The 16,776-nt window shown below is 40.8% G+C and carries 13 protein-coding genes and 1 pseudogene; 6 read left to right on the plus strand and 8 right to left on the minus strand.

Going from position 1 to position 16,776, the window contains the following annotated elements:
* Window positions 1-5: 5 nt before the first annotated feature.
* Together abc-f and PRK60_RS01055 are read right to left on the minus strand one after the other, a co-directional pair.
* Window positions 6-1,493 carry a ribosomal protection-like ABC-F family protein gene (gene abc-f, locus PRK60_RS01050; RefSeq protein ID WP_273646151.1) on the minus strand — a complete coding sequence of 496 codons (1,488 nt, stop codon included), beginning with the start codon at window positions 1,491-1,493 and terminating at the stop codon, window positions 6-8.
* A 639-nt stretch (window positions 1,494-2,132) separates the two neighbouring features.
* Window positions 2,133-3,077, minus strand: a complete 945-nt coding sequence (locus PRK60_RS01055) for a Dyp-type peroxidase (protein ID WP_102168202.1) — start codon at window positions 3,075-3,077, stop codon at window positions 2,133-2,135.
* 399 nt (window positions 3,078-3,476) lie between these two features.
* Between PRK60_RS01055 and PRK60_RS01060 the strand changes: the two genes are divergently transcribed.
* The 3 genes from PRK60_RS01060 (at window position 3,477) to PRK60_RS01070 (ending at window position 5,855) form a co-directional block, all read left to right on the plus strand.
* The gene (locus PRK60_RS01060; RefSeq protein ID WP_273646152.1) at window positions 3,477-3,815 is read left to right on the plus strand and encodes a hypothetical protein; all 339 of its coding nucleotides are present in this window, start codon (window positions 3,477-3,479) and stop codon (window positions 3,813-3,815) included.
* A gap of 67 nt (window positions 3,816-3,882) precedes the next feature.
* A complete protein-coding gene (locus PRK60_RS01065) occupies window positions 3,883-4,116 on the plus strand; it encodes a hypothetical protein (RefSeq protein ID WP_273646153.1) in 234 nt (77 codons plus the stop codon).
* A gap of 38 nt (window positions 4,117-4,154) precedes the next feature.
* On the plus strand, window positions 4,155-5,855 hold the full coding sequence (locus PRK60_RS01070) for a hypothetical protein (RefSeq protein WP_273646154.1): 1,701 nt from the start codon (window positions 4,155-4,157) through the stop codon (window positions 5,853-5,855).
* 81 nt (window positions 5,856-5,936) lie between these two features.
* Here PRK60_RS01070 and PRK60_RS01075 read toward each other — a convergent pair whose 3' ends face one another.
* The 4 genes and pseudogenes from PRK60_RS01075 to PRK60_RS01090 all read right to left on the minus strand — a co-directional run bounded on the left by PRK60_RS01075 (window position 5,937) and on the right by PRK60_RS01090 (window position 10,655).
* Window positions 5,937-6,827, minus strand: coding sequence for a 3-hydroxyacyl-CoA dehydrogenase (locus PRK60_RS01075; RefSeq protein WP_148444462.1), 891 nt, complete (start codon window positions 6,825-6,827; stop codon window positions 5,937-5,939).
* A 16-nt stretch (window positions 6,828-6,843) separates the two neighbouring features.
* Window positions 6,844-7,729 (minus strand): annotated as a pseudogene (locus PRK60_RS01080) (3-hydroxyacyl-CoA dehydrogenase).
* A 223-nt stretch (window positions 7,730-7,952) separates the two neighbouring features.
* On the minus strand, window positions 7,953-9,410 hold the full coding sequence (gene gtfA, locus PRK60_RS01085; RefSeq protein ID WP_148444461.1) for a sucrose phosphorylase: 1,458 nt from the start codon (window positions 9,408-9,410) through the stop codon (window positions 7,953-7,955).
* A gap of 27 nt (window positions 9,411-9,437) precedes the next feature.
* Window positions 9,438-10,655 (minus strand): MFS transporter, encoded by a 1,218-nt coding sequence (locus tag PRK60_RS01090; protein WP_102168198.1) that lies wholly within the window; start codon window positions 10,653-10,655, stop codon window positions 9,438-9,440.
* A 279-nt stretch (window positions 10,656-10,934) separates the two neighbouring features.
* On the opposite strand from PRK60_RS01090, the gene PRK60_RS01095 reads away from it, so the two are divergent.
* The gene (locus tag PRK60_RS01095; protein ID WP_148444460.1) at window positions 10,935-12,260 is read left to right on the plus strand and encodes a dihydrolipoyl dehydrogenase family protein; all 1,326 of its coding nucleotides are present in this window, start codon (window positions 10,935-10,937) and stop codon (window positions 12,258-12,260) included.
* 197 nt (window positions 12,261-12,457) lie between these two features.
* On the opposite strand, the gene PRK60_RS01100 is transcribed toward PRK60_RS01095, so the two are convergent.
* Window positions 12,458-13,300, minus strand: a complete 843-nt coding sequence (locus PRK60_RS01100) for an aldo/keto reductase (RefSeq protein ID WP_273646155.1) — start codon at window positions 13,298-13,300, stop codon at window positions 12,458-12,460.
* 202 nt (window positions 13,301-13,502) lie between these two features.
* Here PRK60_RS01100 and PRK60_RS01105 point away from each other — a divergent pair, with 202 nt between their 5' ends.
* Window positions 13,503-14,393: an aldo/keto reductase gene (locus PRK60_RS01105; protein ID WP_102168195.1), complete on the plus strand. Its 891-nt coding sequence runs from the start codon at window positions 13,503-13,505 to the stop codon at window positions 14,391-14,393.
* A 67-nt stretch (window positions 14,394-14,460) separates the two neighbouring features.
* Here PRK60_RS01105 and PRK60_RS01110 read toward each other — a convergent pair whose 3' ends face one another.
* Window positions 14,461-15,252, minus strand: a complete 792-nt coding sequence (locus PRK60_RS01110) for a serine hydrolase (protein ID WP_102168194.1) — start codon at window positions 15,250-15,252, stop codon at window positions 14,461-14,463.
* A 203-nt stretch (window positions 15,253-15,455) separates the two neighbouring features.
* Here PRK60_RS01110 and PRK60_RS01115 point away from each other — a divergent pair, with 203 nt between their 5' ends.
* Complete coding sequence (locus PRK60_RS01115) at window positions 15,456-16,703, plus strand: D-alanyl-D-alanine carboxypeptidase family protein (protein WP_273646156.1); 1,248 nt, start codon at window positions 15,456-15,458, stop codon at window positions 16,701-16,703.
* The last annotated feature ends 73 nt before the right edge of the window (window positions 16,704-16,776 follow it).

Raw genomic sequence — 16,776 nt, forward strand, 5'->3', positions numbered from 1 at the left:
GCAGTTTACGCATCTTTATTTAATTGAATAATCTTCGAACCTACCTGCTCAATAAAGTGGTGATCGTGTTCCACAAAGAGGAGCGGTGGTTTGTATGCTTGAATTAAGTCAATTAGCTGCTCCTGATTATATGTGTCCAGGTAATTTAATGGTTCATCCCAGATATAGAGATGGGCGGGAGTAGCTAGTGATCGTGCCAATTCAACCTTCTTTTGCTGCCCCATGCTCATCGTCTCAATTCTGTTATTAAAGGCTGAGCGGGGAACCCCTAGCTTGTGAAGAAGGTTAAGAAATAACTTGAGATCAAGATGATTATTCTTTGCAAATTCAGTGAGGTTTCCTGAATTATCTGAATAGTCTTGACGAACCGTACTAACTGTAATATTGCTAGCAAGCTCAATCGTTCCGTTAATATTCCCGGGGAATTGCTGACAAATTGCCTGGATTAAGCTGGACTTTCCAGTACCGTTTCTGCCGCTGAGAGCAACCTGTTCATTTTGCTTAACGGTAAAATTCAGCGGGGCAAAGAGCTGCCGGTCAGGAAACGAGAGCGTTACGTCCTTAATCGTTAATAAAGTTTGGTGATGATCTTGTTGAAGATTAAGCGAGAGTGGTGTGATGGAATCGATGTTGTTAAGCAATCCTTGTTTATCATTGATTGCTTGCTCAATTCGGTTATTAATGGTCACTGATTTCTTCATCATTTTTGCGGCCTTAGCGCCAAGAAATCCCTTATCAGCGTGGGAGTTATTCTTTTTCTCACCTTCAGCTCGCTTGGCCCATTGCTGGCGTTGCTGTTGACTCTGTCTAAGTTTTTTAATATCAGTTTTCAATTGCTGATTAGTCGTGATTGCTTCTTGGTCACGACGCTTTTTTTGTTTAAAGTAAGTTGAATAATTTCCTCGCTCTAAGACTAGTTGGGATTTTTCGATTACTAGGGTATGGTCAATGATTTGATCAAGAAATTCTCGATCGTGACTGGTGATGATGAAACCGGTAGTTTTTTGACGGAGATAGTTAGCAACTTGTTTACGACCAACCTGGTCAAGATGGTTTGTTGGTTCATCGAGAAGAAGATAATCATAATCACTGGCAAAGAGGGCTGCTAACTGGAGCTTTGTTCGTTCGCCACCGCTTAATGTTGAGTAAGGTTGCCACAAGATTTCAGGATTGGTTGCCATCAAATTTAGTTCTCGCTCTAATTGCCAAGGCTCAAGAAACGAGTTTGGAACTGCTTCAATTACCGCGTCTCCAGCAAGGAAAGCCGGATCCTTAATTGTTAGCGGGAAATATTGTGGTTTTAGATTAGTAATGATCGAACCTTGATAGTTGACAAGACCACGGAGAATCTTCATCAGAGTAGTTTTTCCACGACCGTTTCTACCAAGTAAGCCTAATTTCCAGTCACCATCAAGATCTAAATTACAGTGATCGAAAAGGGGAGCTTGCCCTGGATAAGCAAATGAGAGGTTTCTGATTGTTAAGTTTTCCATTAAACTCGTCACGTCCTTTCGATGGACGCAAAAAAGGCCTACCACACGGGCAGACCTTTAAAATGGTATTCTCCTACCATTAAATTTATGATCTTCACATTGAAATAATAATTCTACCCGTGAGCAACCTTTCCGCGTCATAGATACAGATTAGTTGCAGTAAATTGTGTAGAATTAAAACTTCAATGGATGATCCCTCCTCAAAATTGTTAATCAGAGCATATCAATTTTAAGAAGAGTTGTCAAATGGTGATTTTGCTGCGATAGGGTGGAAACGTGTTCGCAGGAAAGAACCTATAGACAACAACCTCCCTCCCAGATGTTTTCAGCATCCAGTCGGGAGAAATTGTTGTCTTACGGTTCTTTTTTACCTGCTCACACTCTAATAGAAACGTGTTCGCCCTAACCTTCCTCGAGCTAACAACCTAGGCAACTAAGTCAAAATGTGTTCGCCAGGGACTTGCTAGAGCTAGCAACCTCCTTCCGCAGTAGCTGACTGAACTTTATATCCATAAAGTTCTAGTCATCCTTGCGAGGGTTCACAGACGAAAACAAGTTTTCTGGTTCACCGCTTAGGCGCAAGACGCCTTTGTCGGGAGTTAGTGTTATCTTTCCGCAAGTTCTTTGCTGGCTCACACTCTAATTTAATTCCCCATCCGCGATTTTGTCTAATAGGGGACGAGAAGGAATAAAGAAGAGCTGGCCGGAAAGAATATCAGAGAATGATAGCAGGTAATCATTCTTCTTGAGCATGTTTTCAAGCATTGTCTTGGTGACCTTCCAATAACGGGAATAACCGATGAAGTAAGTTCCTGTATTTCCGGCAACGGGATCGGAGTATGGGACGTTCATCCGGACGATCTTCTGTTCTACACCGTTAATTGTTGCTTGTGAGGCAACATTGTGGGCGTTAGCAAACTTTTCGTGATCTTCAAGCTCAAGGTCGCTAAACTTCTTTCGCCCAACAGCCTTTTCCTGATCTTCAGTAGTTAATTGATTCCAGATGTCCATGTGGTGACGCCATTTTTGCGCAAAGGCATATGAGCCATTTTCAAAGAATGGGTCTTCGTCGCCAATGATTGCATAATGGGCGGCATCTTCAACTTGTGGCGCTTCAGTACCATCAATAAAGCCGATAATTGCTCGCCCCTCAAAGTAACGGAAGCCCTTTGTTTCGTCGACAACGGTAGTAAAGTCCTTCAGGAAGAGACGACATTGACGGAGGAGCTCGTATACAACAGCCTCGTCATTTGCCCGAATATGAAGGAAGAGATCCCCTTTAGTGGCTGGCATTGTATATTTCTCACCGGAAAGGGTTTGGTATGGTTCAAGTTCCTTTGGCTTAGGAGCATTTGGAAAAAGGTAATCCCAAGCATCACTGCTAAAGCCTAATGAGGTTTTCAGGTTACCACCATTATCACGGATTCGTAATGATCTGATAATTGCCTGATAGCGATCCACAAATTCTTGAATTGCCTCTTGTTCTTTTGCTTGATCTTTGCGGTTTAGTTCAAGAACCGTAAACTGAACGTGCTCTCCTGCGTCTTTCCAGACATCTTGAGCTTTACTTGGATTCATGACCATTTAAATTACTCCCTTCACAAAAGACCGATAAAATACTATTAATTTCACTTTTATTGTATCATTTAATCTTCGGAGGAACCTGGTAGAGGTTTAATAAAGTTAAATAATAATAAACTTAGTTATATAGGGATAAGTGTATGATAATAATTGCATTTACGTTAAAATAGATATACGATTTATTTTGAGAGTTTAAATTAAGAAATTTAAAATTTGGTTATCAGGCGAATGTTATTCTAACCCCATTAGCACATCCTTTCACAAAAGAATCTTGTGAATGAGGAAGAGTAACAATTGGGAATAGAAAATGAATTATACCGTTACAATCAATAATCGGGGGTAATACTTTTATAATTAGTGGTTGTAACGGACTGGTCAATAAGGCAAAGTGACGGTGAGACAATGAATATTAATGAGCAAAATCAACCAATAGATCCAAGTCAACTGACTGCTGCTAATGAATACTTCGATGAAGGTGAGCAGGGACACTACGGATCCGTTGTTTTACATAGTTTAGATCGGGCATTAAAGCAAGAAAAATTACGGTCAATTCCATACACCCAGAACGAGGATGGCTCATTTAAGAAGATTCATATCCCCGTCGAAGGTGGTTATGCTTCGGTATTGAGCGATGGTAACGTTGTAACTACGTTTGATCCGGCAACCTTAAAGGATCCTACTAAGGACACTGATATCTATTACATTGTTTACTACAGTTTAGTTGGGCAAAAAAACGGCTAACCTTTCTAACCAGCCACAAAGTATTGAGCTGGATAACTTTTATAGTGTTAGTACGTCAGGGGATGAAATGTGGCCCGCTACATTTGGTCCCATTACGCTAACTAATAATTTAAACCAGATTTTTGGTAAGAATACCTCTATTTGGGTTGAAGGAAACTACATTGATACTGGGCGAAATTCTGTTAAGATGGTTGCTCAGAAGATGGATGAAAATGGCGAACCGGTTCCAGATACCAACATTGGGACATACACGTTAACCTCTAAGGGTGCCACCGTGGTGCTGAGGTTAGTTTTGAGTTAACTGACAGCACTTATAATGGTCCGGTTGCGCCAGCTTATGTGATCTTATCAGACAGTAATTTTGAATATATTGGTTTTGTTCGGTTCCAACCACAAATTATTCGTGGTGAGGTTTCTAACCCATCAACTGTTGGTTGGCAAGGTAAGGAACAACATGCCAAAATTTCAATTAAAAATAATCTGCCCGTGATTACCCAAAACGACAACCCATCAACTGATCTGTTTTATCAACGGACTAATCCTGAGAAGAAGATTGAAGAGAAAAAGCCATCAAATATTGATGTAAGAGACATTAAGTTCTGGGTCAACGGAAGTGCAACTGGTGCCCAATCACTTGATGCAATCTTGAACGATGAAAAGATTGGTGTTTACCGGCTCGATCGAGGAAAGAATGAAATTATTTACCAACCGAGCGGAACGTTTGTTGGTCGTCCGCAACCAATCGAATTTATTGCTTATGGTTCAGATGGACATAGTTATCTTGGTAATTTCAGTCAGACTGTTTTAGGAATTCAGTTGCAAAACACTCATGATATCCAAGGAGTTACCCAGACTTCACAGATTACAATTATTTCTAGTCCTAATGAACCAGGAAGACCTCTCGATAGTAATTGGCCAATTGAGTTTATTAGTAATGGTCAGGCAAGTAAGCAGCTTAGCGCAACTAAAAATGGTCAGACTGTTGGTCTATATCAAATTGACCCTAATACAGGAACGGTATCATTTGCGCCAGATAAAAACTTTATTGGTCAACCAGATAAAGTAACTATTCGGATAACGTCTGCTAGTGGCGAACAGACCAACCTTCAGTACCAGCCAACAGTTGATGCTGTTCGGCCAAGTGCGCGGATTGCGCCAACAATTGGTGAACAAGGTCAGAGTCAAACTTCTAAGGTTCGGATTACTAGTGGCAGTGATCAAGTAATGGCGCGAATTGATGCTAATCACCCGGCACGATTTATTATTAATGGTCAGGTAAGTAATGCTGAAAAGATTTCCATCTCGGGAATTGGTAGTTATATTTTGGAACCAAGTACCGGATTAGTGACCTTCTCACCTGATTTTGAATACTTTGGTAAACCAAAAGGGATTAGTATTCAAGTAACCGATGACAACAACACACCAGCAATCGCCACTTATAACGTTACTGTGTTACGTCATCAGGCTGCACAACAACCTTCACCAGCAGCTAATAGTAGTGACCAAGGGGTAATTGAAGAATCACCTGCTGGGGAAACAGTAATTCAACAGCCGGTTAGTCAACAGCAATCACAACCAGTTCAACAACCACAATCGCAGCCACAACAGACTGCACCTCAGCAAAAAGTTGTTGTTCACCAGCAAACACAACCAACTACTCCGCAATCACAGGAAGTAGTAGTTCAATTAGCACCACAAGGACAATCAACGGCACCACAGCAACAACCACAATCAGTTGTTCAACAACCGCAAGCCACTGATAATCCACAGGAAGTTGTAGTCCAAGAACCAGCTTCACAAGTTACTGTTCAGCCACAACAGCCGGTTAGTCAACAACAATCACAACCGGTTCAACAACCACAGACTCAGCAGCAACCGGCTCCGCAGCCACAGCCAGCGCCAGCCCAACAACAATCAGTTCAGAACGTTGCTGAGCAGGTTCCTAATGATGCTAGCGAGTTGCCAATGCTTGATGACACCAATGCTTGGTACATGATGGCAATTGCTCTTCTTGGCGCATTATCTGAAGGACAGGAATAGTAAATTAAACTTAAACAAAAAGATCATTAACGATTGAAATTTCATCGTTAGTGATCTTTTTGCTATTTCATAGCTATTGATTTATTTCTTGAGAAAATCAGGATCTTCAAACTCAGGGTTAGGGTAATGGTAGAATCCTTGACCTGACTCTTGACCAACGTGACCAGCGTCAATCATTGCTTTTAACTTCTGGGCAATTGTTTGGTGGATCTCATCTTTGGTAGTTTGATAAGCATTGAGTTCCATTTGGTAAGGGGTTCGTAAACCAACCATGTCCAAGATCATAAATGGACCCATTGGTGAATTAGTAGAAATCATCCAATCCTTATCAATTGTTTGCGGATCAGAAACATCATTCGCCCATAATTGCATTGCAGAAGCAAGAAGGGGCATTAAGACAGCGTTAAGAACATAGCCATGTTGTTCCTTATGAACTTCAATTGGCACCATCTTAATTTCACGAGCAAAGTCAACCACTTCTTGGTAAACTGCTGGATCAGTTTGTTCAGTTCCCATAATTTCCGCAACATTAAACCGCCAAATTTTATTAGCAAAGTGCATGTGCAGGAATTTTGCTGGGCGATCAACAAACTTAACTAGCTGGCTGGGGATAAATGATGAAGAATTACTTGCAAAGATCGTTTTAGCAGGAGCAGCCTGCGAAAGTTCAGCGTAAAACTTTTCCTTGAGTTCTAATGACTCGGGAAGAGCTTCGATGACGTAATCGGCGTCCTTAACGGCTTCTGGAAGATCAGTGGTAATTGTAGTAATGTTATCTAACCCAGCCTGGAACTCTTGATCGGTTAGGTTGAGATCACGTTGATAATCTGCCTTTAACGCATTAATTCGCTTTTCAGCGGTATCAATGTGATGGTTATAAACGGTAACATTAAACCCACTAAGTGCAATTTGGTAGGCAATCTGGCTTCCTAAAACACCAGCACCCGCAACAGTAATGTTTTTAAATGACATAATTACGTGCTCCCTTCTACTTCTTAAGAAAATCCGGGTCCGCGAATTCTGGGTTAGGGTAGTGATAGAACCCTTGGCCTGATTCAAGTCCTTCGTGACCAGCATCAATCATTTCCTTAAGTCGATGCAATTACCTTGAAGATTTCTTGATGGCGAGATTCGTAAAGGTTAGTAACAATGTTCCAAACTGTCCGTAAACCAACGTCATCGAGCATCATAAACGGGCCAACAGGTGAACCGGTAGAGATCATCCAGTCCTTATCAACCGTCTGTGGATCGGCAACGCCCTTTACCCAAAGAGCCATTGCGCTAATCACAAATGGGATCAGGAGGGAATTAAGGACGTATCCTGGTTGTTCTTTGTGCAGTGGAATTGGCACCATCTTAATTGCATGGGCAAAGTCAACCACTTCTTGAAAAACAGCTGGATCAGTTTGCTCAGTTCCCATAATTTCGGCAACATTACACTTCCAAATTTTATTGGCAAAGTGCATGTGCAGGAATTTTGCTGGTCGATCGACAAACTTAACTAGCTGACTGGGAACCATGGTTGAGGAGTTACTTGCAAAAATAGTCTTTTCTGGAGCAAGCTTTGATAATTGCTTGTAGAACTCTTCCTTAATTTCCAGATTTTCTGGTAAAGCTTCAATTACATAATCAGCATCTTTAACCGCTTCGGTAAGGTCAGAAGTAAAGCTAAGCCGACTAAGACCAGCGTTGAATTCATCATCGCTTAGTCCTAAATCGTTTTGGTAACTTGTCTTCAGCGCACTGACCCGCTTCTTAGCAGTATCTGGATTGCGATCATATGCTGTAACGTTGAAACCATTTAATGCCGTTTGATAAGCAATCTGGCTTCCAAGCACACCCGTTCCAGCAATTGTTACATTTTGAAATGCCATTATAATCATCCTCCTGTAACAAACCTAGTTAACAATACAACTCTATTCTGATCGTACCATAAAACCGCTTACAATGAACGCAATTACAAAAAATAGGTCACTAATATTCCAGAAACCTTAGAATATTAGTGACCTAATTAAGTTTAAAATATTGGTAATTCTAGTTATTTAACCGGACTTATTAATTGGAAAGGGTTTATGATCAGTCGGTTAATTCAATGAATTACTTTTGTTCCATAACCTTTTCACCGTTAGCAGTGATTGTAAAGGTCTTGTTGGCGGCATCAGCATCGAGGACAGCAACGTTCTTGCCATCTTTATCTTTCCGGGTAATCTTGATTGTGGTTTCGGTTGGAGTTTCAACTTCAATTGAGCCATCAAGATCAAAGGCAGCAAACTTGTTCCGCCATGAGAGTAACTTCAGGAGATTTGCAACTACTGGACGTTGAACTTCCTTAGCAACTTCATCCTTAGTGTAGTAGTGACGGTTAATGTTCCGACCTTCCTTAGTCTTTTCAAGTAATTCAAGGTCATTTGAGCCGGCAAGCAAACCAACATAGTAAACCATTGGAATACCAGGAGCAAAAACCTGGATTGCCCGGGAAAGAAGGTAGGCGTCATCGTTGTCACCTAGTGCTGAGTAGTAAGTAGAGTTGATTTGGTAAATATCAAGGTTGTGGTATTCAGCACTTGAGTACTTCCGCTTAACGTTGGCACCAACCTTGTATAATTCGTTTGATGCGTATTCGATTTCGTCATCAGTTAAGATGTCCTTAGCATCAACAACACCGATTCCATCATGAGTATCAAGAGTAGTGAATTGCTTCATTGGTGACATCTTCAACCACTTGGCAAGGCGGTTAGTCTTACCAGAGTAGAGAGTGTAAAGGGTGGTCATTGGTAATGCAAAGTCGTAAACAAAGTAACCGTGGTCAGAAATCTTTTCTGGAATAGTGTAGTGTTCATGAATTTCTGGCAAGATATCAGCCTTGTAAGGGGCAAGAATATCACGCACTTCATTTAAGAGGTCCCAAATTTCTGGTTCGACAAAGAAGTCGTTAGTGTCAACCTTCTTAACAGCGTAAGCAAAGGCATCTAAACGAATTAAGTCAGCACCGTGCTTAACCATGTCAGTAAGAGTTTGCTTGAAGAATTCTTGAGCAACCTTACTCTTAACGTTGATGTCAATTTGTTCTTCACCAAAAGTATTCCAGAGGTGTTCCTTAGAACCGTCAGCAAAGTCAATTTCTTGTTCAGGAGCCTTATCTTTCCGCTTGTAAATAAGGTCAATATCTTTTTGAGTAGGACGACCCTTACCGGCTGCTTCCCAGAACTTTTCCCAACGAATGAAGAAATCATTGTACTTGGAATCGTCATGCTTTTCCTTGAAGTCTTGGTACATTTCTGACTTCTTGGAGATGTGGTTGATCATGAAGTCAAACATTAAGTAGTAGTCTTCACCTAATGCTTCAACATCATCCCAGTCACCGAACGCAGAATCAACAACATCGTAACGGTATGGGGCAAACCCACGGTCACCAGTTGAAGGGAAGAATGGTAGTAAGTGAACACCACCAATAGCGTCACCAATGTAGTTCTTCAATACTTCATGAGTTTCCTTGATGTTCTTTCCCATTGAGTCAGAGTAGGTAATTAACATTGCTTTGTTTTGAATAGGCATAATTAAAATCCTCCTAAATAATTCTGATTAAGCTTTGTGTGCGTGACGACTTGCAAAGAAGATAATGATTCCGATTAGAATCAGGACAACACCGTAAACCGGAAATGGTGCTGCAAGGCCGAGACCACTTAATGGCTGGCCAAGCAAGTTGTTTGTCCATTGCCCGATAGTTGGTGAGAAGAATGAACCAAAGTTAAATCCGATTAAGCAAAGGGATGTTACTAATGGTTGTCGCTTAGCAGGAGCCAAGTCTGGAAGTAAGTTAAAAATTAATGGTGAAACTAATTGAAGGGGGAAACCGATTAATAACAAACCGATAACCATGACAACAAAGTTATGACCGGCAAACCCGAATAAGAAGTTTGAAAGGGCCATTAAGCCGAGGCCAAGGTAAACAGTTCCAAAGCCAAGGCGTTTATTAATTGGACCGTAGCAGATTCCACCAAGAGTTGCCCCAATCAACATTAAGGAAAGGAACATTGATGAACCGGTGTATTGTTCACCGTTGATGGCAACAGAAAGACCAGGGAACCGGTTTTCCATTCCAACGTAGTCTACAACTAGCAGAAACGCGAATAAGACAAGAAGATAAACAACGGGGCTAATCTTGGTAATATCTTGTGGCTTTTCGTTAGTTAGTTCCTCAGCGAGATCATCTTCAGCAACGCTATCGTCTTGAGCTTTACTGTCATCAGGAACCCGCATTGCAAAGAAGAAGAGGACAACGAATGCAAAGGCATAAACAAGGAATGAAGCATGCCAGCCAGCATAGTTGAGTAAGAGACCAGCAACTGCAAGGGTACATGCTTGACCAATTTGTTCGGCAGCCGCACGCCAACCAAGCATTTGCGCTCGGGTTTCGCCTTGATACCAAACAGAAATCAGGGAAATAGCTTGGGAGTTATATAACCCATAACCAGCACCCAGAATTAGTCGGGAAATCAGGATAATAGTGTAGTTACTAATAAACATTGGAACCAACCCAGCAAGTCCAACGATGGTAACACCAGCCATAATAATCTTCTTGTCAGAAATGTTGAACCATTCTTGAAGTAATGGTGAAAGGACAACGAAGATCATTACCGCAAATGAAGGAGTAGTAACCAGGTACTCCGATTGTGGCTGACTGATTCCTAATGCAGCCTTTAATTGTGGTAGTGAACCTTGAATGGCATATGCACTAGTAACCATGAAGGAAACGGATAAGAAAGCGAGTTTGGTAACCATTGAATTCTTGTTATTCATAGTTCAAATTACTCTCCAAATATTAATTTGATAAGCGCTTATCATTTGCTTGTGTGAATAATATACAATGACTATTTTTAAATATCAAACGTTTATCAATTAAAATTGTAATCATTTTCATTGCTATTAAATTGGCATCTTATGAAAATAAGAATGAAAGCTTATGGGAATGCGAAATGAAACGAATGGACAGTAAAAGTGAAAAGTTGAATAAGCAGAAAAATATTTTTTGAAACCATCTTGTGTTATCTTGAGACCAAGAGAAATGGAGGGTAAGAAATGAAAAAATATGATTATATTTTAATTGGGTCTGGTCCAGCAGCCTACAAGCTATCTAATTTGTTAGCTAAAACATCCCGGAAAGTTTTAGTTGTTGATGGGGATGAATTTGGCGGGACATGCCCAAATTATGGCTGTGAGCCAAAAATTTTCCTTGAAGGGGCAACTAGAGTAGTTTTACAGAGTCAGCAACTCCAAGGAAGAGGAATCGAACAAACGGCAACAATCGATTGGCAGAAGTTAATGGCTACTAAGTTAGAACGGTTTAATTCATGGCCAGAAGAGACTAAGGCGATCATTGCTAAAAGCCATGATGTTGAGTCAGGGTATGCCCATTTCGTGGATGATAATACAATTGAAGTTAATGGTCACCAATATCAAAGCAACCGAATTGTAATTGCTACAGGGCAACGTCCTCATCGGTTAGCAATTCCTGGCGACCAATTTACGCATACTAGTAGGGATGTCCTATCACTCCCACACTTGCCGCAACATGTTACCTTTATTGGCGGCGGTTATGTTGCTATGGAATTAGCAACTGTGCTTGGTGCTGCAGGAGCTGCAGTTACGATCATTGACCATTCCGCCCGTCCATTAAAAGCTTTCCCTGCATCAAAGGTTCAAGTGGTAAAGGAAGCAATGGAAAAGCGTGGCGTCGAATTTTTAATGGATACCAGCGTTCAAGGCGTCCGTCAACAAGATGAAGGATTCATTGTTCAGACCGATCAAGGGGAAATCCCAACTGATTATGTGGTCGATACAAGTGGTCGTCAACCCAATATTGATCGGCTAGCATTAGAAGCGGCTAACATTGATATTGATCGGGGCGGCATTATTGTTAATGAACACCTGCAAACGAGTAATCCTAATGTGTACGCAATTGGTGATGTTATCAGTCGACCGCAGCCTAAGCTGACACCGGTTGCTGAATTTGAAGGAGAGTACCTCTTTAACTACCTAGAGGAGAAAACATCACTAGCAATTAAATATCCAACGATTGGAACCGCTGCGTTTACGTTCCCGGAGATTGCTGAAGCTGGTGTGAAGGAGGAAGAAGCAAGGGAAAATAGTCAATATCAGACAAAAAACCTTAATCTTAAGTATTCTAGCCTTGCAGCTGGTCAAAATGATCAAACCGGAAAGTTAACCCTAATTTTTGAAGGAGCTGTCTTAGCTGGTGTCAGTGTCGTTGGCGATCATGCAGCCGATGATGTTAATAACTTCCTCCCGATAATTGGTTTAAAGGTTACTGGCGAAGAATACCGCCAAGCAATTATCGCCATTTACCCTGCATTAGCAGATAAGGTTGCTGGAGGTTTGATTTGATTAATAAAGGAGCTTGAGAAAAAACATTTTGTTTTTTCTCAAGCCCTTACTATTACCAGTAATTCCTGGAATTACCGAGTCTAATCGCGGAAATCAAGCAGAGCCCTAGTGTCTAGTTACGAACGGAGAACGGTTCTGATCACCTCCGTTCTCGATTAGCCATACGGACTCTTAAAAAGCTTGATTCCCAGCTTCTGCTAATATTGATGATTGTATTCGTAAGTCAATTCGGGTTCTCGACCGGTTCGAGCGTATTGATTAAGGCTATCGATCGTCTTCATTTCTTCAGGAGATAGGCTAAAATCGTAAATATCCGCATTTTGCTGAATTCGCTCAGGATGAACGGACTTTGGAATAAATGAAACCCCGTTTTGTAAGTGCCAACGTAAAATGATTTGAGCAGTTGACTTACCGTGTTTTTCAGCAATTGCCTTTAATTCAGGAATATTGAGGACTGCTCCACGGCCAAGCGGACTCCATGCCTGGGTAACAATTTGGTGTTCTTCGTCATATTTAAGCAGTGGCTTTTGGGTTAAACGTGGATGAAGCTCAACTTGGTTAACAACAGGCATTTCATTAGCCTTGGTTGCTAAATATTGAAGGTGGATAATTTGAAAGTTGCTAACACCAATTGATTTAGCAAGTCCTTCCTTTTTTAATTCTTCAAAAGCACGCCAAGTATCAAAAAGGGCTCGCTGAATAGGCCAATGAACAAGTAAGAGGTCAACATAGTCCATCTGAAGTTTCTTTAAGGACTCTTTTACGGAATTAATTGCACTTTGGTATCCTTGGTTAGCCTCAGAAACCTTGGTGGTTACAAAAATATTTTCCCGGGAAATATTCAAATTTTTAAATGCCTGACCGACTTCTGCCTCATTACCGTAAAGCTGAGCGGTATCGAAAAGGCGGTAACCATCTTCATAGGCTGCGCGAACTGCGTTATTCATCGTTTCTTGATCGTCAACTTTGTAAAGACCAAATCCTTCTTGTGGCATTTGGTTACCATCAGCAAGGGTTAACATGCTTGATTGAATTTCCATTTTATCAACTCCCACTTAAGAAATCAGAGAATCATGACTTGAATTTTCTAAGATTAGCTTGTTACTAAGTTAAAAGTTTAGCTTTATTATAAACCTATCTTGGCTGGATTTGTTATTCAATGAGGTGGCAAGCTGTTAATAATTAATTTTTTTGCATTCTAGTAGTAAAAGGATTAATACAGATTATGGAGGTGGGTAATATATGAACCAAAATATGCAACCACAAATTGAACTGAATAATGGAGTAAAGATTCCTCAATTAGGACTGGGAGTTTGGAAGTCGACAATTGAGGATGCGGCAAATGCTGTTCATGCTGCCTTACGGAATGGTTATGTTTTAATTGATACTGCTAAACAGTACGGAAATGAAGCAGGTGTTGGTAAGGGAATTCAAGCTGCCATTAAGGAAGATGGTATTAAGCGTGATGACATTTTCCTAACTACTAAGATCTTTAACGGTGATCAGGGAGATTATGATCGTGTTCGACAAGCCTTTGAAGAGCAGTTAAAGGCTTTGCAGACTGATCACGTGGATCTTTTATTAGAGCACTGGCCAGTAGATGGAAAATATAACGAAACCTGGCGAGCAATGGAAGCCATTTTAAAGGATGGTCAAGCACGGGCAATTGGTGTTTCTAATTTTAATAATGAAAGGCTGACTGATTTAATGGATCATGGAACAATAATTCCGGCGGTAAATCAGATTGAATTCAACCCCCATATCCATCAACAGGAAATTGTCGACTTTGACCGTTCACACGGTATAAAGCTTGAAGCGTGGTCACCACTAGGAAGCGGAACGTTATTAAAGAACCCAGTTGTTAACAAGATTGCTGAAGCACATAATAAGAGTGCGGCTCAAGTTGAACTTCGCTGGGGGTTGCAACACGGAATGATCGAACTAGCAAAGACAATCCATGAGCAACGGATGAAAGAGAACATGGAGATCTTTGATTTCGTCCTTTCTGCTGCTGAAATGAAAGAAATTGATGAGTTAGATCAAGAAAAGCATTCACTCTGGTATCACGATTTCCAGTGGAATGGTAATCCTGATGGAATCGGTGATTATGTTGCAACGCCAGATAGATGGTGAAATTTAATTGGGATAAAATAGCCTCCCACTTTCGGTATAACGAAAGTAGAAGGCTATTTTTACGGAGTTAATTTAGAATTGGTTTTGTGACGCGGGCAAGCTGATTGAGGACCTCTTCTCCGGTTTGCATCGACTGGTTCTTGTCACTGTACATGGCGATGGTATAGGAAGTACCGTTATTATTCTTAACATAACCAATACTGTTAATGATCCATTTTTCATTGCCATTTTCGAGCCAACCATTCTTCAGAGCAAAATTATCACTCGAAGCCGAGACCCCCCAAATTTGATCACTTTCAACATTACTCATTAGATTGCTGATGTATTGTTGAGAATCCGCGGATAAGAGGTTTGATTTGTAGAAAATATTATTAAGAAGCTTAATTTGATCTTTAGCCGTCGTGGTACTTAATCCCCAAGATGAATCCGCTGTTGAATTCTTCATCCCAAATTGATTAAACGTCGATTGAAGACCTTCCTGTCCGCCAAGATTATCGAATAATTCACTTGTTGAGTTATTGTCACTCGCTTCAATCATTTGTTTAGCTAATGAGCGCTGGTGTGATGATAAGGCACCATCTTGCTTAACCAAGAGACCAGCAAGAATGCTGACCTTAACCGTACTTGCCATATGGAATTTATGGTTTGGAACGTTGGACGATGAGTATGTTCGGTGAGTTTTCGGTGAATAAACAGCGATAGCAACGTTATTGTTTGAGGTGAAAATGATCTTATTCCAAGCTGACTTTAAGCGGGGACTAGTTGCGGTAAAATGGTGTATTCCCCAGGAAGCGGCAAGAATGATAAGAATAAACAAGACAACTTTACGACGGTTTAACCGACGATGAGATGCACCCATAATGAAAACTCTCCTTTAATTTGATAACATTAGACAATCATACCAGTAATTGAGGGAAAAAGGAGGAATTCTCATCTAATTATTAGGAGAATTTTAATAACTAGGAAAATGTTTCATAAAAGTTATTAAAAAGTCATCCTCTTAACATCGGAATGCGATATTATTGAGTTTGATATTTTTGAGAGAGGGATAACGATAGTGTGATGAAAAAATTAAAAAGGGCGTTAATTGCGTTTCTAATTGCCATTTTAACGGTAAATGTAGTTGCTTTAGGGGTTATTAATACCGTTTCAGCGGATACAACAACGTTAAGTTTAAATGCGCGGGCGGCTTACGCAATTGATGCGGAAACAGGTCAAGTTCTATATCAAAAGAATGCCAATAAAACTTACCCGGTTGCATCCTTAACTAAGGTACTAACGCTAGCTGTAATCGAACAGGATGTAAGGAACCACCACTTGAGTTGGAACCAGAAAGTTAAGATTACACCAGCCGTTGCTAAGGTTGCGAATGATTGGCATTTTTCTAATGTGCCACTGAATGCGGGTGAGAGCTACACTATTCGTCAGTTAACTGAGTCAATGATGATTATATCAGCTGATGGAAGTGCAGAAGCCCTTGCCTTGGCGGACGCGGGGAGTACCGCAGCCTTTAATAAGAAAATGCAAGCAGTTGCCAAAAAAGCGGGCGTTACCGATGCTAAAATTTATAATATGATTGGTTTAGCGAATGGTGACTTAGGGAAAAATAGCCTCAAAAATGTCAAGAAGACGGCAGAAAACCAGTTCTCGGCTAAAGATATGGCACTTATTTCAAAGTACCTAATTGAGACGTACCCTGATTCACTCAAAATTACCAAGACTAAGATGGCTAATTTTCGGGTTAGTGCAAATCAGGAATACCAAATGATAAACATTAATTCGTTATTGCCAGAAAACGGGTTTGCTCCTAAAAACGGGACAATTGATGGACTGAAGACGGGAAATACTGATACAGCTGGTAAATGTATAATTTCAACAGGAATGTTTGCTGGTCGGCGGGTGATTGTTGTTGCCCTCCATACTAAGGGCGATTGGAACGATCAGTCCAAGGATGCTCAGAAATTCTATGAGAAATTAACTGAGATTTATCAGCCAGTTCAGCTAACTTCTTTACGACAGCTATCAAAGAATGTTCAGGACGCTCATGTTGTCCATGCCAAAGATAAACATAGTACCGGACTTGAACTAATCAAGTCGACTACGATCTGGCTTCCTAAGGGTACAACGCTTAACCAGGTTGGGGCAAAATTGAAGATAGATCAGTCAGATCGGTCAATGACTCACCAGCTAAAAGCTCCAGTTAAAAAGGGTCAACATGTCGCCTATGTTACCCTTAAACCAACGGGGATGCCCTCAATTCAACTCCCTGTTAAAGCCACTGATAATATCAAAAAGAATGGATGGTTTTAAGGGAAGAAGCTGAGTTAAGCTTCTTGAAATTAGACTATATGTATTTGGAAATCGTGAAAATGAGAAGGAAGCA

Origin of the sequence: Limosilactobacillus portuensis (assembly GCF_028607025.1) — a bacterium.
Taxonomy (GTDB): Bacteria; Bacillota; Bacilli; order Lactobacillales; family Lactobacillaceae; genus Limosilactobacillus; species Limosilactobacillus portuensis.